Genomic DNA, 20,329 nt, shown 5'->3' with positions numbered 1-20,329 from the left:
GCACTCAGGCAGGACTGTCCCACAGCACATGCAGAGTGGAGGGCTTGCGGAAGACCAAGCCGATCGCGGCGGTGGGGCGGTCCGGGTCGAGGCGCAGGGCGGGGAGGCGCTCGAGAAGGCGCTGGAGGGCGATGCGGGTCTCCAGGCGGGCGAGGTGCGCGGCGAGGCAGTAGTGAGGGCCGTGTGCGAAGGCCAGTTGGAGACGCGCGTTCTCGCGGCGGACGTCGAAGCGGTCGGGGTCGGGGAAGACGTCCGGGTCGCGGTTGGCGCCGGTCAGGGAGACGGTGACCAGGTCGCCGCGGCGGATCGTGGCGGGGCCGAGGACGGTGTCACAGGTGGCGTAGCGGTCGACGACCGCCGCACCGGGTTCGAGGCGCAGGGATTCCTCGATCGCGCCGTCCAGCAGGCCGAAGTCGGCCTGGACGAGAGCGAGTTGGTCGGGGCGTTGCAGCAGGTGCAGCAGCGCGTTGGTGATCATCGCCTCGGTGGTCTCGATGCCTCCGAACATCAGCACCGCGGCATTGGACGCCACTTCGGGCACCGTCAGTTGCCCGGCGGCGGAGCCGAGGAGCGACGATGCGCCCCGGTCCGCGACGGTGGCTTCCACGGCGGCCCGCAGCTCCGCGTACGCCGCGGCGCCGGCGGTCCCCGCCTCGTGTCCGGCGGTGATGTCGGAAACCGCGCGCACGATCGAGTCGTACCAGGCAAGGACCGTGGCCGCGGTGGTGCCGACCAGTCCGAGTGCCTCGGTCACGACGGCGACGGCGAGCGGGCCGGCGAAGGCACGTCGTAGTTCGACGGCGCCCGCCGGTTCCAGTGCGGTGATGAGCCGGTCGGTCTCCCGCTCGATGAACGAGGCGAAGCCGTCACGTACTTCCCGGGGGCGGAAGGGTGCGGTGAAGGGCTCTCGGTGGCGGGCGTGCTGGTCACCGTCCAGGGACAGCATGCTCGCGCCGACGACCTGTGCGGTGGAGAACCGGGGGTCGTCGACGGTGAACGTCGTGTCGTCCCGCATCACGCTCAGCGCGAGGTCGCGCCGGGTCACCAGCCAGCCGTCCAGCTCGGGCAGCCAGGACACGGGCTCCCGCGCACGGAGCAACGCCAGTCGCGGATGTGGATCCCGGGCGAGTTCGGCGAGCGTGGTCGCGGCACCGAGCGGGAAGGAGCCGCCGACGCTCATCACGAGCCTTGGCCGGGGACGGCGCCAGGGCCGGGTGCGGGTACAGGGAAACCGATCACAACCAAGGCTAACAATCGCCCTCGGCGTGGTGCGGACCGGTGTCCCGGGCCGAAGGTGCCGCCGAACGTGCCGCCGAACGGCAGGGATGAATTCCGGCCACCCAGGGTCTTGACTGCGGCCCAGTCATGGCGGAGGCTGACCGAAACGTCACGCAAACCGGTTTGTAATCAAGGAGTGCACGTGAACGACGCAGACAGTGCCCCCAAGAGGAGGCGTGCGCAAACCGGGTTGCATGAAGGCACGGCCAGAGAACCCGTCAAGGGACCGCCCACGATCTCCGACGTCGCCGAGCGAGCCGGAGTCAGCAAGACCACCGTCTCGCACGTCCTGTCCGGCCGACGCCCGGTGTCCGAAGCGACCCACCGCAAGGTCACCCGGGTCATCGAGGAACTGGGCTTCCAGCAGAACTTCTTCGCCGCGGGCCTGACCGGCCGGCGCAGCCGGACCATCGCCCTGGTCGTGCAGGACCTGACCAACCCGTTCTATCCGGCGCTGGCCCGCGGTCTGCAGCAGGCGGTCGCCGAACGCGGCCATGTCGTCCTGCTGGCCGACGTGGGCACCGGCGCTCCACCGGTCGACGCCTTCCTCGGCGAGGCCGTGCAACGCCGAGTGGACGGTGTCGTGGTCGCCGCGGTCGACGTGTCCGACCGGCAACTGGAGCCGCTGCGGGCGTCCGGGGCCCATGTGGTCACCGTCGGCGCACCCCGCCACGGCACCTCCACCGACGTGGTGTCCTCCGACGACGAGAGGATCGCCGCGGACGCGGTGGCGTACCTGTACGAGAAGGGCCACCGCCACCTCGGCATCATCTCCGGCCCACCGCGTACCGCACCCGGCTCCAGCCGTCTGCACGGCTACCGAGAGGCGCTGCGCGCCCACGGGCTGCGGCCGCTGCGGGCCGCCGAGGCCGTGGGCGACTGGACCCGGGAGTCCGGCGCGAAGGGGATGGCCGCCCTGATGGACCAGCCCCGCCCGCCCACCGCCGTGTTCTGCGCGAACGACCTGATGGCGATCGGCGCCCTGGACGCGGCCCGCGCGCTGGGCCTGGCCGTCCCCACCGACGTGGCCGTGATCGGCGTCGACGACATCGACGCCGCGAGCCTGGTCAGCCCGTCCCTGACGACCGTGCGCGTACCGGCACAGGAGATCGGACGGGTGGCGGGCGAACAACTGCTGGCCCGGATAGCCGATCCGGCCGGCACCGCCCGCAGGGTCCTGGTCCAGCACAACCTCGTCATCCGCGAATCAGCCTGAGGAGCCCCGCACGTGCACGACGTACTCGATCCCCGCGACCTCGTCCCCGACGAGGCCGAACAACTCGCCGGCTCCGGCTACGACGCGAGCGGCCTGCTGGCCGAGGCCCGCGCCGCCGCCGCGCGGTCCGACGACGCGGCGCTGTCGGGGATCCGAACCCGACTGGCCGCCCTCCCCCGCGCCGCGGACTGGCCCTACGACGAGCCGTCCGAACCGTCCGCCGTGTGGGCCGCGCTGCCGCCCGAACCGGCCGTCGACCGGACAGGACCGGCTCCGGCCGACGTGCCCGACCGGACAGCCGGCGCCTGGCTGGGCCGCTGCGTCGGCAACACCATGGGCAAGCCCGTCGAGGGCCTGACCGGCACCGAGGTCGGCATCTACCTGCGGGCGGTCGGGCAATGGCCGCAGACCGGGTACGTACCGCTGCTGGAGACGCTGCCCGAAGGCGTCAGCCACCTGCACGAATCCGCGCCGGATGCGGCAGCCGGCCGGTTCGACGCCGTCCCGCGCGACGACGACCTGGACTGGACGATTCTCGGCCTGCACCTGCTGGAGACCTACGGGCACCGGCTGACCACCGAGGACATCGCCCGCGAGTGGCTGGATCGCATCCCTTTCACCCAGACCTTCACCGCCGAGCGCGCCGCGTACCGCAACCTCGTCACCGGCCACCTGCCGCCGCTGACCGCCACCGTCGACAACCCGTACCGGGAGTGGATCGGGGCACTGATCCGTACCGACGCCTACGGCTACATCCACCCCGGCCGCCCCCGGGCCGCGGCCCGCCTCGCGCTCACCGACGCGGTCCTGTCGCACACCGGCAACGGCATCTACGGCGCGATGTGGGCGGCGGCGCTGGTCGCGGCGGCCCTCACCGCGGACGGTCCACTTCCCGCTCTGCGCAGCGCGCTGGCCGCGGTACCGGTCGGCTCGCGGCTCCACGCGAGTCAGGCGGAACTGCTGGGTCTTGCCGAGCAGGGCGCGACCGCCGAAGAGGCGCTGTCCTGGATCGAGCGGACCCTCGGCGCCTACAACTGGGTCCACACCCTGCACAACGCGGCCACCATCAGCGCCGCGCTGCTGTGGGGCGAGGGCGACTTCGTCCGCAGCATCGCCCTGGCGGTACGGGCCGGCCGCGACACCGACTCCACCGCGGCGACCGTCGGCAGCGTCTTTGGCGCACTGCACGGGTCCGCCGCGATCCCCGAGCGCCTGGTGGCGCCGACCGGGGGCGTGGTCCGCAGCGCCGTCCGCGGCTTCGACGGGATCACCGTCGCCGAGCTGGCACGGCGTACGGACGTGGTGCGCGTCGCGTTGGAACGTACGACTGACGAGGGCGCCGAACCCCCGGTCGGTGACGGGACCGTTCACGCGGACACGGCTGACGTACCGGCCGGCCATGAAAGCGCCACCCACGACGACGCCGGACCGCGCCGTACGGGATCCGCGCCCACATCCGCAAGCTCATCCGCCGCACCCGAACAGGAGGTGGCCTCATGACCGCCGCCCGCAGGATCGTTATCGACACCGACCCCGGGCTGGGAGAGCCCGGCTCCGACATCGACGACGGCCTGGCCATCGCCCTGGCGCTGCGCTCGCCGGAACTCCAGGTCGAAGGGCTGACCGTCGTCAACGGCAACGTGGAGGTCGACGCCGGCGTCGACGTGGCACGCCGGCTGACCGAACGGATGGGACACCCCGATCTGCCGGTGCTGCGCGGCGCCGACCGCCCGCTGCTGCGCGACATGGCCCCGGTCCGGGCGCTGTTCGACGACGTGATCGGCGACCGGCCCGTGGCCCGTACCGCACCGGCCGAACGGCGGGGCCCCACCAGCCCGCAGAGCGCCGCACAGTTCCTCGTCGACATCACCGCCGCCCACCCCGGCGAGATCACCGTGGTGGCCATCGGACCCATGACCAACCTGGCGCTCGCGCTGCGCCTGGACCCGGCCTTCGCCGACAACGTCGCCGAGATCGTGATGATGGCGGGTTCCGCCACCGGCTACGCACAGAACATCACCGTCGTCGGGGACTTCAACGCCTACGTCGACCCCGAGGCCCTGGCCATGGTGCTGACCAGCGGAGCCAAGCTGCGCATGGTCGGTATCGACCAGACTTCGCGGGTACGGCTCACCCGCGCCGACGCCGCCGTACTGCGGGGCGGCGACGCCTTCGGCCGCTGGGCCGGCGAATGCGCGCTGGCCTGGATCGACTTCCTCGCCAAGGCGTTCCCGCTGCGCGCCGAGCATCGCGACGCCTGTTTCCTCCACGATCCGCTGGTCGTCGCCGCGGTCATCGACCCCACCCTGCTGACCTGGGAGGGCGCCTACGTCGCCACCGACCCGGGCAGCGAACTCGCCCGCGGCCTGGTGATCGCCGACCGCGGCCTGGCCCTCGCGCCGCCACCCGGGCCCACCAACGCCTCGGTGGCGGTCGACACCGACGTCGCCGGCTTCGGCCGGCTGTTCCTCGACCGGGTGACCGGGGCCGTGGCCAGTGCCCCCGCCGGCGAGTGACTCCACGCCTCCCATGACCGTCAGAGAGGACCGTCATGAAGCATTCCCGCTCCCAGAGAGCGCCTGTCCCGGGACCGCGTGCGGTGCCGCCGCCCGACAAGAGGCTCCGCGCGGGAGAATTCCGCACCGGGTTCCCCAGCGGCGAGATCCGTACCGGGTCCCCCGAGGGCGACTTCCGCACCGGGAGGTTCACCGGCCGGGTGACGGACGCCGCGGAGCACTTCGCTCACCAACCGCTCACCCGTAGGTCGTTCACCGCGATGGCGGCCGTCGGCGCCACCGCCCTGCTCGCCGCAGGCTGCGGCTCCGGCACCACATCCACCGCGCAGCCCGCCGGGCTGACCGCCGCCGGGCAGCTCAAGGATCCGGCGAGTCCGGTCACCATCACCTACGCCGGTTCCGCCTACTCCGCGGACGACATCAAGCCGGTCCTCGCCGCCTTCCACAAGGCGCACCCCACCATCACCGTGGACTACCAGTCCGTACCGTTCGACCAGTTCAACAGCGTGCTCAGCACCAGGCTGAGCCGGCAGGACAGCACCCTGGACCTGTTCGACGTCGACATGCCCCGCACCGACGCCTACCGGGTACGCGGCTGGCTGGCCGACCTGTCCTCGCTGTTCCCCGGCCTGTCCGGCCAGGTGGACAAGATGTCCCTGGAGGCCGCGACCAGCGACGGCAAGCTCGTCGCGATGCCGTACCAGACCTCCAGCCAACTGCTCTACTACAACAAGACGCTGCTACGGAAAGCCGGCATCCCCTTCCCGTCCGACCAGGCCGACGCCCGGATGACCTGGGAGCAGGTGACCGCCGACGCCAAGAAGGCGCAGGCCGCGGGGGCCAAGTGGGGCCTGCTGTTCGACCAGGTCAACCGCTACTACCAGCTCCAGCCACTGGCCGAGAGCCTGGGCGGCGGCTCCGGCGCCACCGGCAAGGGCAATCTGACGCCCGATCTGGAGAACGCCGGCTGGACCAAGGCCATGACCTGGTACGGCTCGCTGTTCAAGGACAAGATCTCGCCGCGTGGGGTGCCGGTCGCCCAGACGCCGGAAATGTTCGCCTCGGGGCAGGTCGCGTACTTCCCCGGTGGTCCCTGGTGGGCCGGCCAGTTCACCGGTGAGAAGACGCTGGAGTTCGGCGTCGCCGCCTACCCCTACTTCGCCGGCGGCAAGGCCATCACCCCGACCGGCGGCTGGTCGCTCGGCCTGAACCGGGCGACCAAGCACGCGGCCGCCGCCGAGATCTTCATGAAGTTCATGGCCCTCGACAACGGCGGCTTCGCCCAGTACATGCCGAGCCTGTCGGTACCCCCCTCCAACACCGTCGGCACCGCGCGGTTCTACCGGGAGCCGGTGTTCAGCGATCCGCGGATGGCCGGCGCGGTCGACCTGACCAAGTACGAGCTCGCCCATACCGCGACGCTGCGGGCCCGTACCGCCGGCTATGTGGAGTTCGAGGACACCCTCGGCCGGACCTTCGAGGACATCGCCAACGGTGCTTCGGCGACGTCCGCGCTGGCCTCCGCGACCAGCACGATCGACTCGGCGTGGGCCAAGTACCGCTAGCGCTCCCCGATTTCGCGCTGAGCGACGCACGCCCCGCTTCCCGCCAAGCCTTCGAGTCCTGCCAAGCCCTGAAGGCACACCCCCCGCACCACCTATTCCCCGCAACGCCGACCGGCCCCGGACGGACGATCCCGGGTCGGCGGGAGGGACCACCGACATGACTTCGACCACTCGACCGCCCGCCGTACGGGCCACCCCGCCGCCCGCATCGCCCACCCGCACCCTGCACCGCCGTCGCCGCATCGGCAATCTCACCGCGGCCGCGCTCTTCCTGACACCCGCGCTCGCGCTGATCGTCGTACTGCGGCTGGTGCCGGTCATCCAGGCCGTCAACGACGCCACCCACACCAGCCTGCCCGGCAGCACCCTGCCACCGAGTTGGGCAGGGGCGGCCAACTTCACCGCCCTGTGGCACTCGCACCAGTTCTGGACCTCGGTGCAGCAGACCCTGCTGTTCAACGTGATCGTGAACCCGCTGCAGATCGTGGTCGCCCTGGCGCTCGCGGTGCTGCTCACCCGCAACCTGCCCGCCACCGGCCTATGGCGGACCCTGATCTTCCTGCCCGCCGCGGTACCGATGACCGGTTCCGCGGTCGTCTGGGGCATCGCGCTGCGCCCCGACGGCCCGGTCAACGCGGCGCTCGGCAGCGTCGGCATCGCGCAGCAGCCCTTCCTCACCGGGCCGAACCAGGTAGTCGGCAGCCTGATCCTGATCGCCAGCTGGATCGGCGTCGGCTACTGGATGATCTTCCTGATCGCCGGGCTCAACGACATCCCGCAGGTGTACTACGAAGCCGCCGAGGTGGACGGCGCCGGGCCACTGCGGCAGTTCTGGTCGGTGACCCTGCCGCAGCTTCGCCGACCGCTGCTGTTCGTACTGGTCGCCGACACCGTCTCCAACTTCGTGCTCTTCGCGCCGATGCAGATCCTCACCAACGGCGGGCCCGAGCAGAAGTCCAACTTCCTTATGTACGACATCTTCCACAACAGCTTCGACCTGGCCGACCCGCACACCGCGGCAGCCGAGCTCCTGGTCCTGCTGGCGTTGATGATCGTCATCGTCGCGGTGCAGTTCAGGCTGCTGCGCAGCACGGAGGGTGAGTGACCATGAGCCGCACCTTCGCTTCCGCCGGCGGCCGTCGGCGTACCGCTCCCCAGGGCCGTGCCCGCGACGGCTCCCGGGCCGGCCGGATCGTCCTCAGCGTGGTCGCCGTTCTGGTGGCGCTGGCCTTCCTGCTGCCCGTGCTGTGGCTGATCGCCAGCACGTTCCGCAGCTCGACGGAGACGTTCGCGAGCAACTCCTCGCTGAACTGGCACATGCTGTGGCCCCGGGACTTCACGCTGCGCAACCTCGACGCCGCCTGGGACAACGGCTTCGGCCGCAATCTCGCCAACTCGGTGATCGTGGCCGCCGTCACCGTCGTCCTCGGCATCGCCATCTCGGCGCTGGCCGCGTTCGCCCTGGCCGTTGTGGACTTCCCCGGGCGGAAGTTCGTCTTCGCCATGGTCGTCCTCAGCTTCCTGGTGCCCTTCGAGGCGATCGCCATCCCGCTCTCCCACACCTTCAGCGACTGGCACCTCACCAACAGCATCCCCGCGCTGGTGCTGCCAGGCCTCGGCAACGGCCTGGCGATCTTCACGCTGCGCCAGTTCTTCCTGGGCGTCCCCACCGAACTCGCCGAAGCCGCCCGGGTCGACGGAGCCGGCTGGCCCCGCATCTTCACCCGGATCTACCTGCCGCTGGCCAGGCCCGCGCTGATCGGCACCGGACTGATTCTGTTCCTGTTCCAGTGGCAGGCGTACCTGTGGCCGATCCTCGTCACCACCAGTGACAGCAACGACGTCGCGCCGGTATCCATCGCCAAGACCTTCAACGCGTTCAGTACGGACTACGGCCGGGTGTTCGCGGAAACCGCGGTCCTCGCCGTGATCCCAGCCATCATCCTGCTCGCCCTGCAGCGCTATTTCGTCGCTTCGGTCGCAACGACCGGGAGCAAGAATTGACCGGCAGCGCGCCCTCGCCGTCGCCCATGGGCGACGGATCCCCGACCGACCCGCCGTGGGGTGAGGGTGCTTCGCCCGGCCTCTCGCCCAACACACGCACCCCTGAGGCCACTTCACCTGCCCCACCGACCAACACACCGAACCCTGAGGCCACTTCGCCTGCTCCATCGGCCGACACACCGTACGGCGGCGGCCCGTCGGCCGGTTACCCGAACACTGTCACCTCAGCGGGCGTTCCCTCGGCCGGGTCCCTGGCCGACATCACCGTGGCCGCCATCACCTCGGCCGGTACGGCCGCCGCGCACGGCATCCCAGCCCCGCGGTCCAGCCGCTAGCCACCCTCCTGGCCGGTCCCCCACGCGAGACCGAGCCAGCGGGTGCGTACCGCGGGACCACGTCGGCAGGCGACAACCCCAAGCCCTACCGGAAGACACCGCGAGAACGACCCAGTCGGCGCTGACACGCGTCAACCGACAGGCACCTCACGGGCCGGCAGTCCATTTCAACCACCTCGATTGGAGCACCCCTTGTCTTCTCCTGCTCCCGTACCGCGCACTCCTGTGACGCGCCCGGCGGCCGCAGTCCTGTTCGCCGTCGGGCTGACCGCGGCGGCACTGACGGTCACCGCGGCGCCCGCATCCGCATCCTCGTCCGCTTCCGCATCCACCGCCGTGGCCACCGCCACCGCCACGGCTACCGTCGCCGGCACCCCGGTCGGCGCAAGGACACAGCACTCCGGCCCCGCCCCGCACACCAAGGGCGGTCGGACCTTCTACCTCGACGCCGAGAACGGCAACGACCAAGCCGCGGGCACCAGTTCCGCCACCGCTTGGAAGACCCTCGCCCGGATCACCGCCGCCGACTTCCGGCCCGGCGACACCATCGCGCTGCGCCGCGGCGAAACCTTCACCGGCACCGCCACCATCAACGGAACCGGTACCGCAGCCGCACCGATCACCGTCACCGCGTACGGCACCGGCGCCGCGCCCACTCTCACCAACCCGACCGGCTGGAACATGCTCCAGCTGTCGGCCCCGCACGTCGTGGTCGACCAGCTGAAGTTCGCCGACGGGGTGGTGTTCGACAACGCCGACGGCGTGGGTATCCGCGGTCCGAAGTACGAGTTGAGCGGCGCGATCGCCCTCACGGACGCCGCCACCGACGCGTACATCCACGACAACGAGTTCACGCAGGTCGGCCTCGGTGTCAAGACCTACGCCACCGGCACGCTCATCGCGCACAACAGTTTCCACGACCTCAAGATCGCCTTCCGCGGCATGGACTCGGGCTCCGAGGCCTCCTACGGCGCCATCGGCATCTCGATCAACAACAGTGACGCCCGGGTCACGGCCAACGAGTTCATCAACTGCCGCTCCACCGACAGCCCTTACGGAGCCGACGGCGGCGCAGTGGAGATCGAGGGCTTCGACCACCCCAAGGACGACATCTCCATCGACCACAACCTGTCCTTGGGCTCACAGGGCTTCACGGAGGTCACCGAGACCACCACCGCCGATGTCCACCTGACGTACAACATCAGTGACGACTACCAGCAGTTCCTGGCCTACGACACCACCACCCACCCGGACGCCTACCTGGTCGCCCACAACACCATCGTCCGTGACCGCGGCGACAAGTCACGGCTCTTCGCGATCTACTACTACCGCGAGGCCGGCCCCACGCCGCAGGACTCGTGGCTCACCATCACCGGCAACATCATCCAGATGTCCGGCGGCTCCGTGCTGAAGGACTACGCCTGGCCGCACGACCACAACGTGATCCAGGGCACCCTGGGTGACGACCTGGGCACCGGCGACATCCTGGCCGACCCGCAGTTCACCGACCGCAGCGCGGGTGACTACCGACCGCTGCCCACCAGTCCCGCCATCAACAGCGGTGGTGCGGCCGCCGGGCGCACCGACTTCTACGGCAACCGCGCATCCGTCGGCGCCGCCTCCGATGCCGGCGCCATCGAGTCCCAACTCCGCGATTCCAGCGGGCACTAGCCGGTCGGCGCCCTTCCCCCGCAGCCGTTGCCCACACCGGGCGCAGGCGGAGGAAGGGCGCGGAGCGGAGAACAGAAAGAGCGCGGGACGGAGAACAGAAGGGTGCTCGGCCCTGCTGAAGCCCTGTGCCTCCCCCGCTCAGCCGCCCACGTACGCCGCGAGGTGCTCGCCGGTGAGGGTGGAGCGGGCGGCGACGAGGTCGGCGGGTGTGCCCTCGAAGACGATCTTTCCGCCGTCGTGGCCTGCGCCGGGGCCGAGGTCGATGATCCAGTCGGCGTGTGCCATGACCGCCTGGTGGTGCTCGACGACGATGACCGACTTGCCGGAGTCGACGAGCCGGTCGAGGAGGCCGAGCAGCTGCTCGACGTCGGCGAGGTGGAGGCCGGCGGTCGGCTCGTCGAGGACGTAGACGCCGCCCTTCTCCGCCATGTGGGTGGCCAGCTTGAGCCGTTGCCGCTCGCCGCCGGACAGCGTGGTGAGCGGCTGGCCGAGGCTGAGGTAGCCGAGGCCGACGTCGGCGAGCCGGCCGAGGATGGCGTGGGCGGCCGGCGTGCGCGCCTCGCCCGCGCCGAAGAACTCCTCGGCCTCCGTCACCGACATCGCGAGCACCTCGCTGATGTCGCGGCCGCCGAAGTGGTAGTCGAGCACCGACGCGTCGAACCGCTTCCCCTCGCAGTCCTCGCAGGTGGTGGCGACGCCGGCCATCATCCCCAGGTCGGTGTAGATCACGCCGGCGCCGTTGCAGCTGGGGCAGGCGCCCTCGGAGTTGGCGCTGAACAGCGCCGGCTTGACGCCGTTGGCCTTGGCGAACGCCTTGCGGATCGGTTCGAGCAGCCCCGTGTACGTAGCCGGGTTGCTCCGCCGCGAGCCGCGGATCGCGCCCTGGTCGACCGACACCACACCCTCACCTGCCGGGATCGACCCGTGCACCAGCGAGCTCTTGCCGGAACCGGCGACGCCCGTGACGACGGTCAGCACCCCGAGCGGGATGTCGACGTCGACGCCCTGCAGGTTGTGCGTCGTCGCGCCCCTGATCTCCAGCGTCCCGGTCGACTTCCGTACCGTCTCCTTGACGGCGGCCCGGTCGTCGAAATGGCGGCCTGTGATGGTGCCGGCGGCCCGCAGCCCGTCGACGGTGCCCTCGAAGCAGACGGTGCCGCCCCCCGTACCGGCGCCGGGGCCCAGGTCGACGACATGGTCGGCGATCACGATCGTCTCCGGCTTGTGCTCCACGACGAGGACCGTGTTGCCCTTGTCCCGCAGCCGTAGCAGCAGGTCGTTCATCCGCTGGATGTCATGGGGGTGCAAGCCGATGGTGGGCTCGTCGAAGACATAGGTGACATCGGTGAGCGAGGAGCCGAGGTGGCGGATCATCTTGACGCGCTGCGCCTCACCGCCCGACAGCGTGCCGGACGGCCGGTCGAGCGAGAGGTAGCCGAGGCCGATCTCCACGAACGAGTCGAGGGTCTGCTGCAGCGCGGCGAGCAGTGGCGCCACCGACGGCTCGTCGAGGCCGCGGATCCACTTGGCCAGGTCGCGGATCTCCATCGCGCAGGCGTCGGCGATGCTGATCCGCTTGATCTTCGACGACCGGGCCCCCTCGCTGAGCCGGGTGCCGTCGCACTCAGGGCAGGTGGTGAAGGTGACCGCCCGCTCCACGAAAGCCCTGATGTGCGGCTGCAAGGCCGCCTTGTCCTTGGACAGGAACGACTTCTGGATCTTGGGGATCAGCCCTTCGTAGGTGAGGTTTACGCCGTTGACCTTGACCTTGACCGGCTCCCCGTAGAGGAAGTCCCACAATTCCTTCTTGGTGTACTCGCGGATCGGCTTGTCCGGGTCGACGAAACCGGACTGGGCATAGACCTGCACGGTCCACTGACTGTCCGACTTCCAGCCAGGGATGGTGAAGGCGCCCTCGGCGAGCGACTTGGAGTCGTCGTAGAGCTGCGTGAGGTCGATGTCGGAGACCGCGCCCCGGCCCTCGCAGCGCGTACACATGCCGCCGGTGCGGTTGAAGGTCGCCTTCACCGTCTTGGTCTTGGCCGCACCGCGATCGACGGTGATCCCACCACTGGCCCGGACCGAGGCAGTGTTGAAGGAGTACGCGCTGGGCGGGCCGATGTACGGCTTGCCGAGCCGGCTGAAGAGGATGCGCAGCATCGCGTTGGCGTCGGTGGCGGTGCCGACCGTGGAGCGGGGGTCGCCGCCCATCCGCTGCTGGTCGACGGTGATCACGGTGGTCAGTCCGTCGAGGACGTCGACCTCGGGCCGCGCCAGCGTCGGCATGAAGCCCTGCAAGAAGGCGCTGTAGGTCTCGTTGATCAGCCGCTGCGACTCCGCCGCGATCGTGTTGAAGACCAGCGAGCTCTTGCCCGAGCCGGAGACGCCGGTGAAGACCGTCAGCCGACGCTTCGGGATCTCGATGCTGACGTCCTTGAGATTGTTCACGCGCGCGCCGTGCACACGGATCATGTCGTGGCTGTCGGCAGCTACGTGCGGCGCAGGCGACTGCGTGTCCTTCTTCGTGACCATGCTTATCGCGTCTCCATCTGTCGGGCGGCCCGCCTTCGCGGTCTCCGCCGTCGCCCGGCTCGGATCTGACCAGCTTCGAGCAGTACGTCTGGTTCTACTTCGTCGGCGCGGTCGCGGGCAACGGTTCGGCGGCTGTCTGATCAGCGGTGTCGGCCGGGGTGGGGCACCCGGCCGAGGCGTCGGACGGATTAGAGGTACGGCCCCGCGGGTGCACGCAGGTCGAACCGGCGCATGCTATGCGAACTGGCGCATGCTGTGCGAACCGGCGTACGCGGGACGAACCGGCGTACGCGACGTAACGGTCACCCCGCTCAAGCGGCAGCGCGCCGCCGCCGAGCACGGGAGTGAGGGCCGGCCCTCACTGGTCCTGAATCAGCCCGAGGACGTTGCCGTCGGGGTCGACAACCGCGGCCACCAGGCGGCCGCCACCGACATCGTGCGCGGGCTCCTTCACAGTGGCACCCGCGGCGATCACCTCGGCCAGCTTCGCCTCGATGTCCGGCACGTGCCAGTAGGCCACCGGTGAGGCCATGCCCTCCGGTCCCCCGCCCGGCACCAGCCCGATGTGCTGCCCCTCGGCCTCGAAGCCGACGTAGTAGGACTCGTCGGTAGTCGGCTCTACGCCGAGCAGGGCGGCGTACACCGCCTTGGCCTTCGTCAGGTCGGACACGGGATGCAGCACGGTCTTGATCCCCTGGGTGGCAGAGCTGGTCATGGTCACTCCTGAAGTCGTGGGTCACATCGACCCGGTGGAACTGTCGGGCCCGGAGAAGGGCCCGGAGACGAACTCACGTGAACCGTGATGTCCATGACCTTCACGCTAGCTCCGGCACGATGACCGGCGCTTCTCGAATCCTGACCGGTCCGGTCGGCTGTTCCGCCACGGGCTGGGACAGGCCGGAGGCGCCGGCGTCGGGACGGCAAAAGGTGCCGACGCCGGACAGCGAAGGGCGCGCGCCCGCCCGCCGAAAGGCGGACGGACACGCGCCCGGGCGATCGCGTACTCGCCGCGGCCGTTACCCCAAGATCTGCGCCAGGATGGGGTCAGGCGGCCGCGGGTTCGGGGCTGGTGTCCGTGTCCTCGACGTCCGACTCGGTGACGTTCACCTTGGGTCGGCCACCGCGCAGCACCAGGCCCGCGAGCAGGCAGGACACCAGCGCGGCACAGGCGCAGACCACGAAGCCGACCGAGTAACCGTGGCCGAGCGCGTCCAGGGCCAGCGGCACCGCGCCCCCGGGTGGCGACTGGGGCGGCAGCGAGTTGACGGCGAGCGGCCCGCCCGCCGCCGCGACCTGCCCGGCCGCGGCCTTGACCCCCTCCGGCAGCTGCGAGGTGGCCAGGGAGTTGCCGAACTCACTCGCGGCACGGCTGAGGGCGATCGCGCCGATGACGGCAGGGCCCAGGGTGAATCCGAGATCGCGCAGTTGGCTGGTGGTCGCGCTGGCCATGCCCGCGAGGCGTACGGGCACGGTGTTCACGGCGGTGGCGGTGATCGACGAGACGGCGAGGGTGAAGCCCATGCCGACGAGGATCAGCGGCACGATCAGCGAAGGCAGCGCCCGATCCGTGATCGACAGCCGGGCAAGGAGCACATCGCCGACCGCTATCAGCAGGAAGCCGCTGCTCAGCAGCCACCGTGCGGCGACTCGGGCGAGCAGCACGGCGGTGATCGGAGCCAGCACCATGGTGGGTCCGTTGGTGAGCAGGAAGGCCACCGAGGTACGCAGGGGGCTCTGGTGCTGGATCGGGCCGAGCCGGATGCTGAGCGCGTAACAGGTGCCGATGAAGCTGAACATGCCGACCACCGCGACCACCGAAGACAGTGCGAACGCGCGGTGCTTGAACAGGTGCAGCTGCAACAGCGGGGCCCTGGAGCGCATTTCGACCACGATGAACAGAGTCAGGAAGACGGCCGCGACCACGAAGCCCAGGACGACACCGGCGGAGTCCCAGCCGTCGGACGGGCCCTGGATGACGGCGTACAGGAGCGCGAAAAGGCCGATGGCTATGGCGAGTTGGCCCTTGACGTCGAGCGAGCGGCCGAGCGGCGCGCTCGAGTCGTGCGCGATGAAGCCCACCGCCGCGCTGACCAGCCCGATCAGGGCGACGATGATGAGTGCCCAGCGCCACGAGCCGTAGTTGGCCGTGATGCCGCCGAGCAGTGGTGCGACGAAGCCGCCGCCCGCGAGGCTGGCCGACCAGGCGGCGATCGCGGTGGCGCGCTGCCTGTTGGTGCGGGTACCGACGGCAATCATGGCGAGGGAGCTGGGGAAGATCGCCGCGGCTCCGACGCCGACCAGCGCCTGGCCGGCCCACAGGAAGTGGACGCTGTTCGCCGCGGCCGAGGCCGCCTCACCGGCCGCCATCAGCAGCGCCCCGCCGATCAGCAGGCGCTTGCGTCCGAACAGGTCGCCGAACACGCCGAAGGTCAGCCCAAGTACCGCGACCGGCAACAGAGTTGCGTCCGAGATCCAGGTCAGCTGCGACCCGGTGGTTTCAAGGTCGGTCTGGAAGAGTCCGTTGAGCGTGGCGGGGATCGCGAGGCCGGTCTGAGCGAGGCAGACGGCGAGACAGCCGGCGATCAACGTGGCCACGGGAAGGCCTCTGCCGGCGACGGGTGGGCTCGTGGTGTCGGTCATGCCGCATCCAAGGGTTGTCGGGAAGGGCTGAAGGTTCACCTGCGGACACCGCGAACAGAGGCCGCGGACAACGCAGGCAGAGGCGGGGGGCTGTCCGGCGGATCAGGCCGGAGGAAACAGCGGGGTGGGCGGCCGCGCGAGATAGGCAACGCCCGTGATCGGACCGGAGGAAACAGCGGGACGGGCGGCGCCCGTGATCAAGACGCCTGGGGCGCCGGTTCGATGGGAACGTTGCCGCGGAAGACCCCTTCGGGGTCCAGCCGGCTCTTGATGCGGCGCAGCCGCTCGTAGGTCCGGGGCGGGTAGACGCTGCGGACGCGATCCGGCTCGGCGTCGAAGAAGTTGATGTATCCGGCGTCGGAACCGACGCCGTCCATCGCGGTGTAGGTGTCGCGGGCCCATCCGATGTGGGTGTCGGTGCCTGCCGGGTAGGTCCACGCCGCGACGACGTTGAGGATGTACGCGGCGTCGCGGTGCGCGAAGGCGGTCGCGTCCGCGGGCACCCTGCTCGCGGCTCCGCCGAGGCGGAGCACCTCGATCTGCGAGTGCTGTCCGGGCAGTCGTCGGCCTGCCTCCAGCAGGGCCTTGATCGCGGTTTCGTCGACGCGGTCGAGGTAGCGGGACTTGTTGTAGTTGCGGCGCCCGTGCGGATGGAGGTCGTCCTGCATGGACTGCACGGCGACGTAGGCCATCCGCACCACGGAACTCACCACGGGCGCACCGCTGTTGACAAGCAGCCCTACCGGCTCGGCCCCGGCGTCCAGATCGCCCGACCACACCGCGTTGATCATGACGACCGGGCGGCCGACGACCTCCGGCGGTACGCCGGGTATCGGCGGCGCCGCACAGATGATGCAGATGGCGGTCAGCTCGTCCGGAGCGGCCTCCATGGTGGCGACGTAGTGCGCCAGCGCCTGCGGAAGGTCGTCGAGCAGAAAGACGGCCTGCCCGAGCAGCACGTCCGTGAGGGGGTGGGTGGCGAGCGTGAACTCGGTGACGACACCGAAGTTGCCGCCCCCGCCGCGCAGCGCCCAGAGCAGGTCGGCGTCCGCTTTCTCGCCCGCGTGGACGACCGTTCCGTCGGCCGTGACGACCTCCGCACCCGTGATGTTGTCGCAGGTCAGGCCGTAGTTGCGGAAAGTCCAGCCGAATCCGCCGCCCAGGGCGAGACCACCGAGTCCGGTGTGCGAGACGACTCCCGCGGGGACGATACGGCCGATGGAGGCAGCCTTCTTGTCCACGTCGCCGAGCAGGCAGCCGCCGCCCGCCCGGATGCTCGTACCGTCGTCGTCGACGACGACCGATCGCATCCGGGAGAGATCCACCACAACACCCGCGTCGCAGACGGCGAGTCCCGCGACCTGATGTCCTCCGCCGCGTACGGAGAGGGGGACCTGCGCCGTCCGGGCCGCGCGGACGGCCAGCGCGACGTCGGCGGTCGACTCGCAGTAGGCGATCACGGCGGGACGCTTGTCGACGGTGGCGTTCCAGACACGGCGCGCCTGCTCGTAGGCCGGGTCGGAGGGGAGTACCACCGTTCCTTCGAACTCGCCGTCCAGCGAGGCGAGAATGCTGCCGACGGGCTGAGAGATGTCCATGCGCTGCGTACGCTCCTCAGATCGTGATGCGCTCTGTCCTGTCGAGGGGGTGGTTCGGGTCAGCGGCCGCGCGCCGGGACCGTAGCCATCGCTTCCTTGTCCACGGGCTTGCGGGTGGCGACCACGATCAGGCCGCCCAGCACCCCCACGGCCACGGCGACCGGACCCCAGGGCGCGCCGCGGGGCAGGTCGAGCCAGTGGTCGATGCTCCACTTGCCGGGTCCGCAGAAGCCGACCGCGACGACACCGGCCAGGATCATCAGCTCGAACTCGAAGCCGTGCTTCTTGCCGTCGAGCCCGTTGCGCAGGTGGAGCGCCGTGACGTTGGTGAGTACGCCGGTGAGCATGGCCGTGCCCAGGACGCTCAGCGCGCCCGTGCCCAGCAGCACGGCGCCGGTGGTCTCGGTGACGCCGGCGACGAGGGCCATCAGCCGCGGCGGCCGGAAGCCCTGGGCGCCGAAGAACTTCTCGGCGCGGTCGAGGCCGCCGCCGTCCCACCAGCCGAAGAGCTTCTGCGTACCGTGGAAAACCATGATCACGGCGATGACGAGGCGGAGTTCGAGCAGCCCGAACGAGGCGGCGGTGCCCATCAGTTGCCCGATGGGTTCGATGCCTCGCCGAACTGCGGCAGCACCTCGTCCAGGAAGAGATCAAGGGACCGGCCGGACTCCGCAGGCGTCATGAAGCCGAAGTTGAAGAGCAGCGACATGTGCCGGACCCCCACCTCGGCGAAGGCGTTGATCTGCTCGGCGACCGTCGCGGGACTGCCGACGATCATCGCGCGCTGCAGGAACTCGTCCGGGTTCTGCGGGGAGACCCCGACAACGCTCTTCAGGTGGGCGCTGTCCTTGATGTCGCCGGTCATGGCGAAGCTCTTCTTCTGGTGGGCGCCCATCTCCTCCATGCGGGCCCGCGCGAACGCGACGGCCTCCTCGTCGGTCTCGCGGACGATCACCTGTTTCTGTACGAGGCTCCAGTCCAGGCGCTCTTCGATGAAGTCCTGGTCGTGCCCCGCTTCGGCGAGCGCGTCGGTGTACAGCTTGAGGCGGGGGCCGATGACGTCGGCCGTCTCCCGGGCGGTGAACAGGTACCAGCCCTTGCGGCCGGTCCACAGGACGCCCTCGTCGTTCTGCGTCGCGCGTGCGAACTTCGGCCGGGAGGCGTTATAGGCGGCCGGCATGATCCTGGTGCGCAGCGACCCCTTCTCGAAGGCGGTGGCCCACTCGTAGGGCGGATCCTCCGGCTTCTTGTCGAGCGCCCGCTCCATGATCTCGAGGTTGTGCATCATCTGCTCGTGGCGTACGGAGGGGTCGCGTCCCAGTCCGGCGTACTCGACGGGAGATCCGCCGGCCGCGAAGCCGACGATGAGGTTGCCGCGGGTGATGATGTCGAGCAGGTTGCAGCTCTGCGCGAGGCGCATCGGGTTGTGCAGCGTGGGGACGGCCACGGCCAGCAGGAACATCGTGCTGTCGGGCACCTGGGAACTCAGGTGGGAGGCCAGCATGAAGTTGTTGCCGTAGGTGTTGTAGCCGGAGAAGTGGTGCTCGGTGAGCGCGATGCCCTGAACACCTGCCCGGGTGGCGCGGACGGCCTGCTCGACCGTCGTCTCGATGATGGGTACGTCCTCCTCTGCTCCACGGGTCTGCGGGTTCAGGTAGATCGAGAACCGCATGGCAGGGACTCCTTCTGCAGTTTTTAAAGCGGTTGCATTGAGTGGTACCACGCGCCATACAGGGGGTCAACGGTTGTTGCAGACCTACGGCTTGACACTGGCAGCCACCCCTGGACATCATCGTGCAACCGGTTGAATACCGATTTCGGTGACACGCAAGGACGCGAGCCCGAGGAGCCACACAGATGACGGACATCATCTTCATCAACTGTTTCGAGGTCCCCGTGGGGCGGGAGGACGCGTTCCTCGCCCTGTGGGCGGAGATCGACGACTACATGCTCAAGAAGCCGGGGTTCCAGTGGCGCAAGCTGCACCGCTCACTGGATTCGACGACCCGTCTGCGGTACGTGAACGTCGCCGGCTGGGACTCGGCCGAGCAGTTCGACGCCGCCCACGACGAGGAGTTCCGCCGGATGCAGTCGCAGCGGCAGTGGCAGGAGTTCCCCGCCCTTCCCTCGCTGTACACCGTCGAGAAGGAGACCCACGCGGCCTCCCCTGCCAGCGCCGTCGTCTGACATGACCTTCGGCTTCCCCGAAGCTTCGGGACATGTGATCGCCGCCCGTGACATCAGCCCCGTCAGCGTGCCCGGGCATGACTTCCGGATCCTCGCCGACGGTTCCGCGACCGGCGGCGCCTTCAGCCTGACGGAGGCGGAGAGCCCCAAGGGCGCCATGGTCGGATGCCACGTCCATGACGAGGCGGTGGAGTGCTTCTATGTGCTGGACGGGACCTACCGGCTCACGGTGAGCGATGCCTCGTACGAGCTCGAACCCGGCGGATTCCTGCTGGTGCCCCGGGGTGCGCCCCATCAGTTCGAGGTGCTCGACGGACAGGCGCGCGCCCTGGTCCTGTTCGCCCCCGCGGGCTTCGAGGAGGTCTTCCGGCGCATGCCCGAGATCTTCGGCACCCCCGGGGAGCCGGGCCCTCTGTGGGTACAGGTCAACGAGCAGGCCCGTACCCGCCTGTTGGACGACTCGGGCCCGGGACCGGCCGCACTCGTGCACCCCGGCGGCGCTCCGGCTTCCGGCCGGACGGCGACCCTCGCGGACTCCACCACCACACGCACGGACCTACGGATTCTGCTGCGCGACGGCGACAGCGCCGGCGCGAGCTGGACGCCCGAGCCCGCCACGACCGCGGTCTATGTGCTGTCCGGCCGCTACCGCTTCGATCTGCCCGACTCCCAACTGACCGTCGGCGAGGGCGAATACCTGGCGCTGACGAACCCATCGCACGCACAGGCGGTGGCCGTCACCGACGAAAGCCGAGCGCTCGTACTGAGCCTCGGCCACTGACATGAG

The 20,329-nt window shown here is 70.0% G+C and carries 16 protein-coding genes; 9 read left to right on the top strand and 7 right to left on the bottom strand.

Annotation, left to right across the window (positions count from 1 at the left end; translation table 11 throughout):
• Positions 1-4 precede the first annotated feature (4 nt).
• On the bottom strand, positions 5-1,180 hold the full coding sequence (locus AB0N66_RS28820; protein ID WP_365440400.1) for a cytochrome P450: 1,176 nt from the start codon (positions 1,178-1,180) through the stop codon (positions 5-7).
• A gap of 240 nt (positions 1,181-1,420) precedes the next feature.
• Between AB0N66_RS28820 and AB0N66_RS28815 the strand changes: the two genes are divergently transcribed.
• From AB0N66_RS28815 to AB0N66_RS28785, 7 genes are all read left to right on the top strand, one after another.
• Positions 1,421-2,494, top strand: coding sequence for a LacI family DNA-binding transcriptional regulator (locus AB0N66_RS28815; RefSeq protein WP_365440398.1), 1,074 nt, complete (start codon positions 1,421-1,423; stop codon positions 2,492-2,494).
• Positions 2,495-2,506: 12 nt separating this feature from the next.
• Positions 2,507-3,994 carry an ADP-ribosylglycohydrolase family protein gene (locus AB0N66_RS28810; RefSeq protein ID WP_365440396.1) on the top strand — a complete coding sequence of 496 codons (1,488 nt, stop codon included), beginning with the start codon at positions 2,507-2,509 and terminating at the stop codon, positions 3,992-3,994.
• Complete coding sequence (locus tag AB0N66_RS28805; protein WP_365440394.1) at positions 3,991-5,010, top strand: nucleoside hydrolase; 1,020 nt, start codon at positions 3,991-3,993, stop codon at positions 5,008-5,010. The genes AB0N66_RS28810 and AB0N66_RS28805 overlap by 4 nt, the downstream gene beginning before the upstream one ends.
• A 35-nt stretch (positions 5,011-5,045) precedes the next feature.
• Positions 5,046-6,575, top strand: a complete 1,530-nt coding sequence (locus AB0N66_RS28800) for an extracellular solute-binding protein (protein ID WP_365440392.1) — start codon at positions 5,046-5,048, stop codon at positions 6,573-6,575.
• A gap of 157 nt (positions 6,576-6,732) precedes the next feature.
• A complete protein-coding gene (locus AB0N66_RS28795; protein ID WP_365440390.1) occupies positions 6,733-7,680 on the top strand; it encodes a sugar ABC transporter permease in 948 nt (315 codons plus the stop codon).
• A gap of 2 nt (positions 7,681-7,682) precedes the next feature.
• A complete protein-coding gene (locus AB0N66_RS28790; protein WP_365440388.1) occupies positions 7,683-8,579 on the top strand; it encodes a carbohydrate ABC transporter permease in 897 nt (298 codons plus the stop codon).
• 560 nt (positions 8,580-9,139) lie between these two features.
• Positions 9,140-10,585, top strand: a complete 1,446-nt coding sequence (locus tag AB0N66_RS28785; protein WP_365440386.1) for a choice-of-anchor Q domain-containing protein — start codon at positions 9,140-9,142, stop codon at positions 10,583-10,585.
• A 138-nt stretch (positions 10,586-10,723) separates the two neighbouring features.
• Here the strand turns inward: AB0N66_RS28785 and AB0N66_RS28780 are convergent, their stop codons facing one another.
• From AB0N66_RS28780 to AB0N66_RS28755, 6 genes are all read right to left on the bottom strand, one after another.
• A complete protein-coding gene (locus AB0N66_RS28780) occupies positions 10,724-13,117 on the bottom strand; it encodes an excinuclease ABC subunit UvrA (RefSeq protein ID WP_365440385.1) in 2,394 nt (797 codons plus the stop codon).
• A gap of 358 nt (positions 13,118-13,475) precedes the next feature.
• On the bottom strand, positions 13,476-13,832 hold the full coding sequence (locus tag AB0N66_RS28775; protein ID WP_365440383.1) for a VOC family protein: 357 nt from the start codon (positions 13,830-13,832) through the stop codon (positions 13,476-13,478).
• A 329-nt stretch (positions 13,833-14,161) separates the two neighbouring features.
• Positions 14,162-15,757, bottom strand: a complete 1,596-nt coding sequence (locus AB0N66_RS28770) for an MFS transporter (protein WP_365440381.1) — start codon at positions 15,755-15,757, stop codon at positions 14,162-14,164.
• 197 nt (positions 15,758-15,954) lie between these two features.
• Positions 15,955-17,355, bottom strand: a complete 1,401-nt coding sequence (locus AB0N66_RS28765; protein WP_365440379.1) for an FAD-binding oxidoreductase — start codon at positions 17,353-17,355, stop codon at positions 15,955-15,957.
• A 59-nt stretch (positions 17,356-17,414) separates the two neighbouring features.
• The gene (locus AB0N66_RS28760) at positions 17,415-17,945 is read right to left on the bottom strand and encodes a DoxX family protein (RefSeq protein ID WP_365440377.1); all 531 of its coding nucleotides are present in this window, start codon (positions 17,943-17,945) and stop codon (positions 17,415-17,417) included.
• Positions 17,945-19,027: an LLM class flavin-dependent oxidoreductase gene (locus tag AB0N66_RS28755; RefSeq protein WP_365440375.1), complete on the bottom strand. Its 1,083-nt coding sequence runs from the start codon at positions 19,025-19,027 to the stop codon at positions 17,945-17,947. The genes AB0N66_RS28760 and AB0N66_RS28755 overlap by 1 nt, the downstream gene beginning before the upstream one ends.
• Before the next feature lie 185 nt (positions 19,028-19,212).
• On the opposite strand from AB0N66_RS28755, the gene AB0N66_RS28750 reads away from it, so the two are divergent.
• Positions 19,213-19,542, top strand: a complete 330-nt coding sequence (locus tag AB0N66_RS28750; protein ID WP_365440373.1) for an antibiotic biosynthesis monooxygenase family protein — start codon at positions 19,213-19,215, stop codon at positions 19,540-19,542.
• Position 19,543: 1 nt separating this feature from the next.
• Positions 19,544-20,323 carry a cupin domain-containing protein gene (locus tag AB0N66_RS28745; RefSeq protein ID WP_365440371.1) on the top strand — a complete coding sequence of 260 codons (780 nt, stop codon included), beginning with the start codon at positions 19,544-19,546 and terminating at the stop codon, positions 20,321-20,323.
• Positions 20,324-20,329: the final 6 nt, after the last annotated feature.

This window comes from Streptomyces sp. NPDC093544, assembly GCF_040683495.1.
Classification (GTDB): Bacteria; Actinomycetota; Actinomycetes; order Streptomycetales; family Streptomycetaceae; genus Streptomyces.
The sequence above is the reverse complement of the archived record's forward strand: the minus strand, read 5'-3'. Positions and strand labels throughout refer to the sequence as shown.

Bases quoted from the DNA above. Each gene is read 5' to 3' on its own strand.
- AB0N66_RS28760 (WP_365440377.1), bottom strand. From the start codon at position 17,945: ATGGGCACCGCCGCCTCGTTCGGGCTGCTCGAACTCCGCCTCGTCATC.
- AB0N66_RS28780 (WP_365440385.1), bottom strand. From the start codon at position 13,117: ATGGTCACGAAGAAGGACACGCAGTCGCCTGCGCCGCACGTAGCTGCC.
- AB0N66_RS28820 (WP_365440400.1), bottom strand. From the start codon at position 1,180: ATGAGCGTCGGCGGCTCCTTCCCGCTCGGTGCCGCGACCACGCTCGCC.
- AB0N66_RS28750 (WP_365440373.1), top strand. From the start codon at position 19,213: ATGACGGACATCATCTTCATCAACTGTTTCGAGGTCCCCGTGGGGCGG.
- AB0N66_RS28755 (WP_365440375.1), bottom strand. From the start codon at position 19,027: ATGCGGTTCTCGATCTACCTGAACCCGCAGACCCGTGGAGCAGAGGAG.
- AB0N66_RS28775 (WP_365440383.1), bottom strand. From the start codon at position 13,832: ATGACCAGCTCTGCCACCCAGGGGATCAAGACCGTGCTGCATCCCGTG.
- AB0N66_RS28795 (WP_365440390.1), top strand. From the start codon at position 6,733: ATGACTTCGACCACTCGACCGCCCGCCGTACGGGCCACCCCGCCGCCC.
- AB0N66_RS28770 (WP_365440381.1), bottom strand. From the start codon at position 15,757: ATGACCGACACCACGAGCCCACCCGTCGCCGGCAGAGGCCTTCCCGTG.
- AB0N66_RS28765 (WP_365440379.1), bottom strand. From the start codon at position 17,355: ATGGACATCTCTCAGCCCGTCGGCAGCATTCTCGCCTCGCTGGACGGC.
- AB0N66_RS28790 (WP_365440388.1), top strand. From the start codon at position 7,683: ATGAGCCGCACCTTCGCTTCCGCCGGCGGCCGTCGGCGTACCGCTCCC.
- AB0N66_RS28800 (WP_365440392.1), top strand. From the start codon at position 5,046: ATGAAGCATTCCCGCTCCCAGAGAGCGCCTGTCCCGGGACCGCGTGCG.
- AB0N66_RS28805 (WP_365440394.1), top strand. From the start codon at position 3,991: ATGACCGCCGCCCGCAGGATCGTTATCGACACCGACCCCGGGCTGGGA.
- AB0N66_RS28745 (WP_365440371.1), top strand. From the start codon at position 19,544: ATGACCTTCGGCTTCCCCGAAGCTTCGGGACATGTGATCGCCGCCCGT.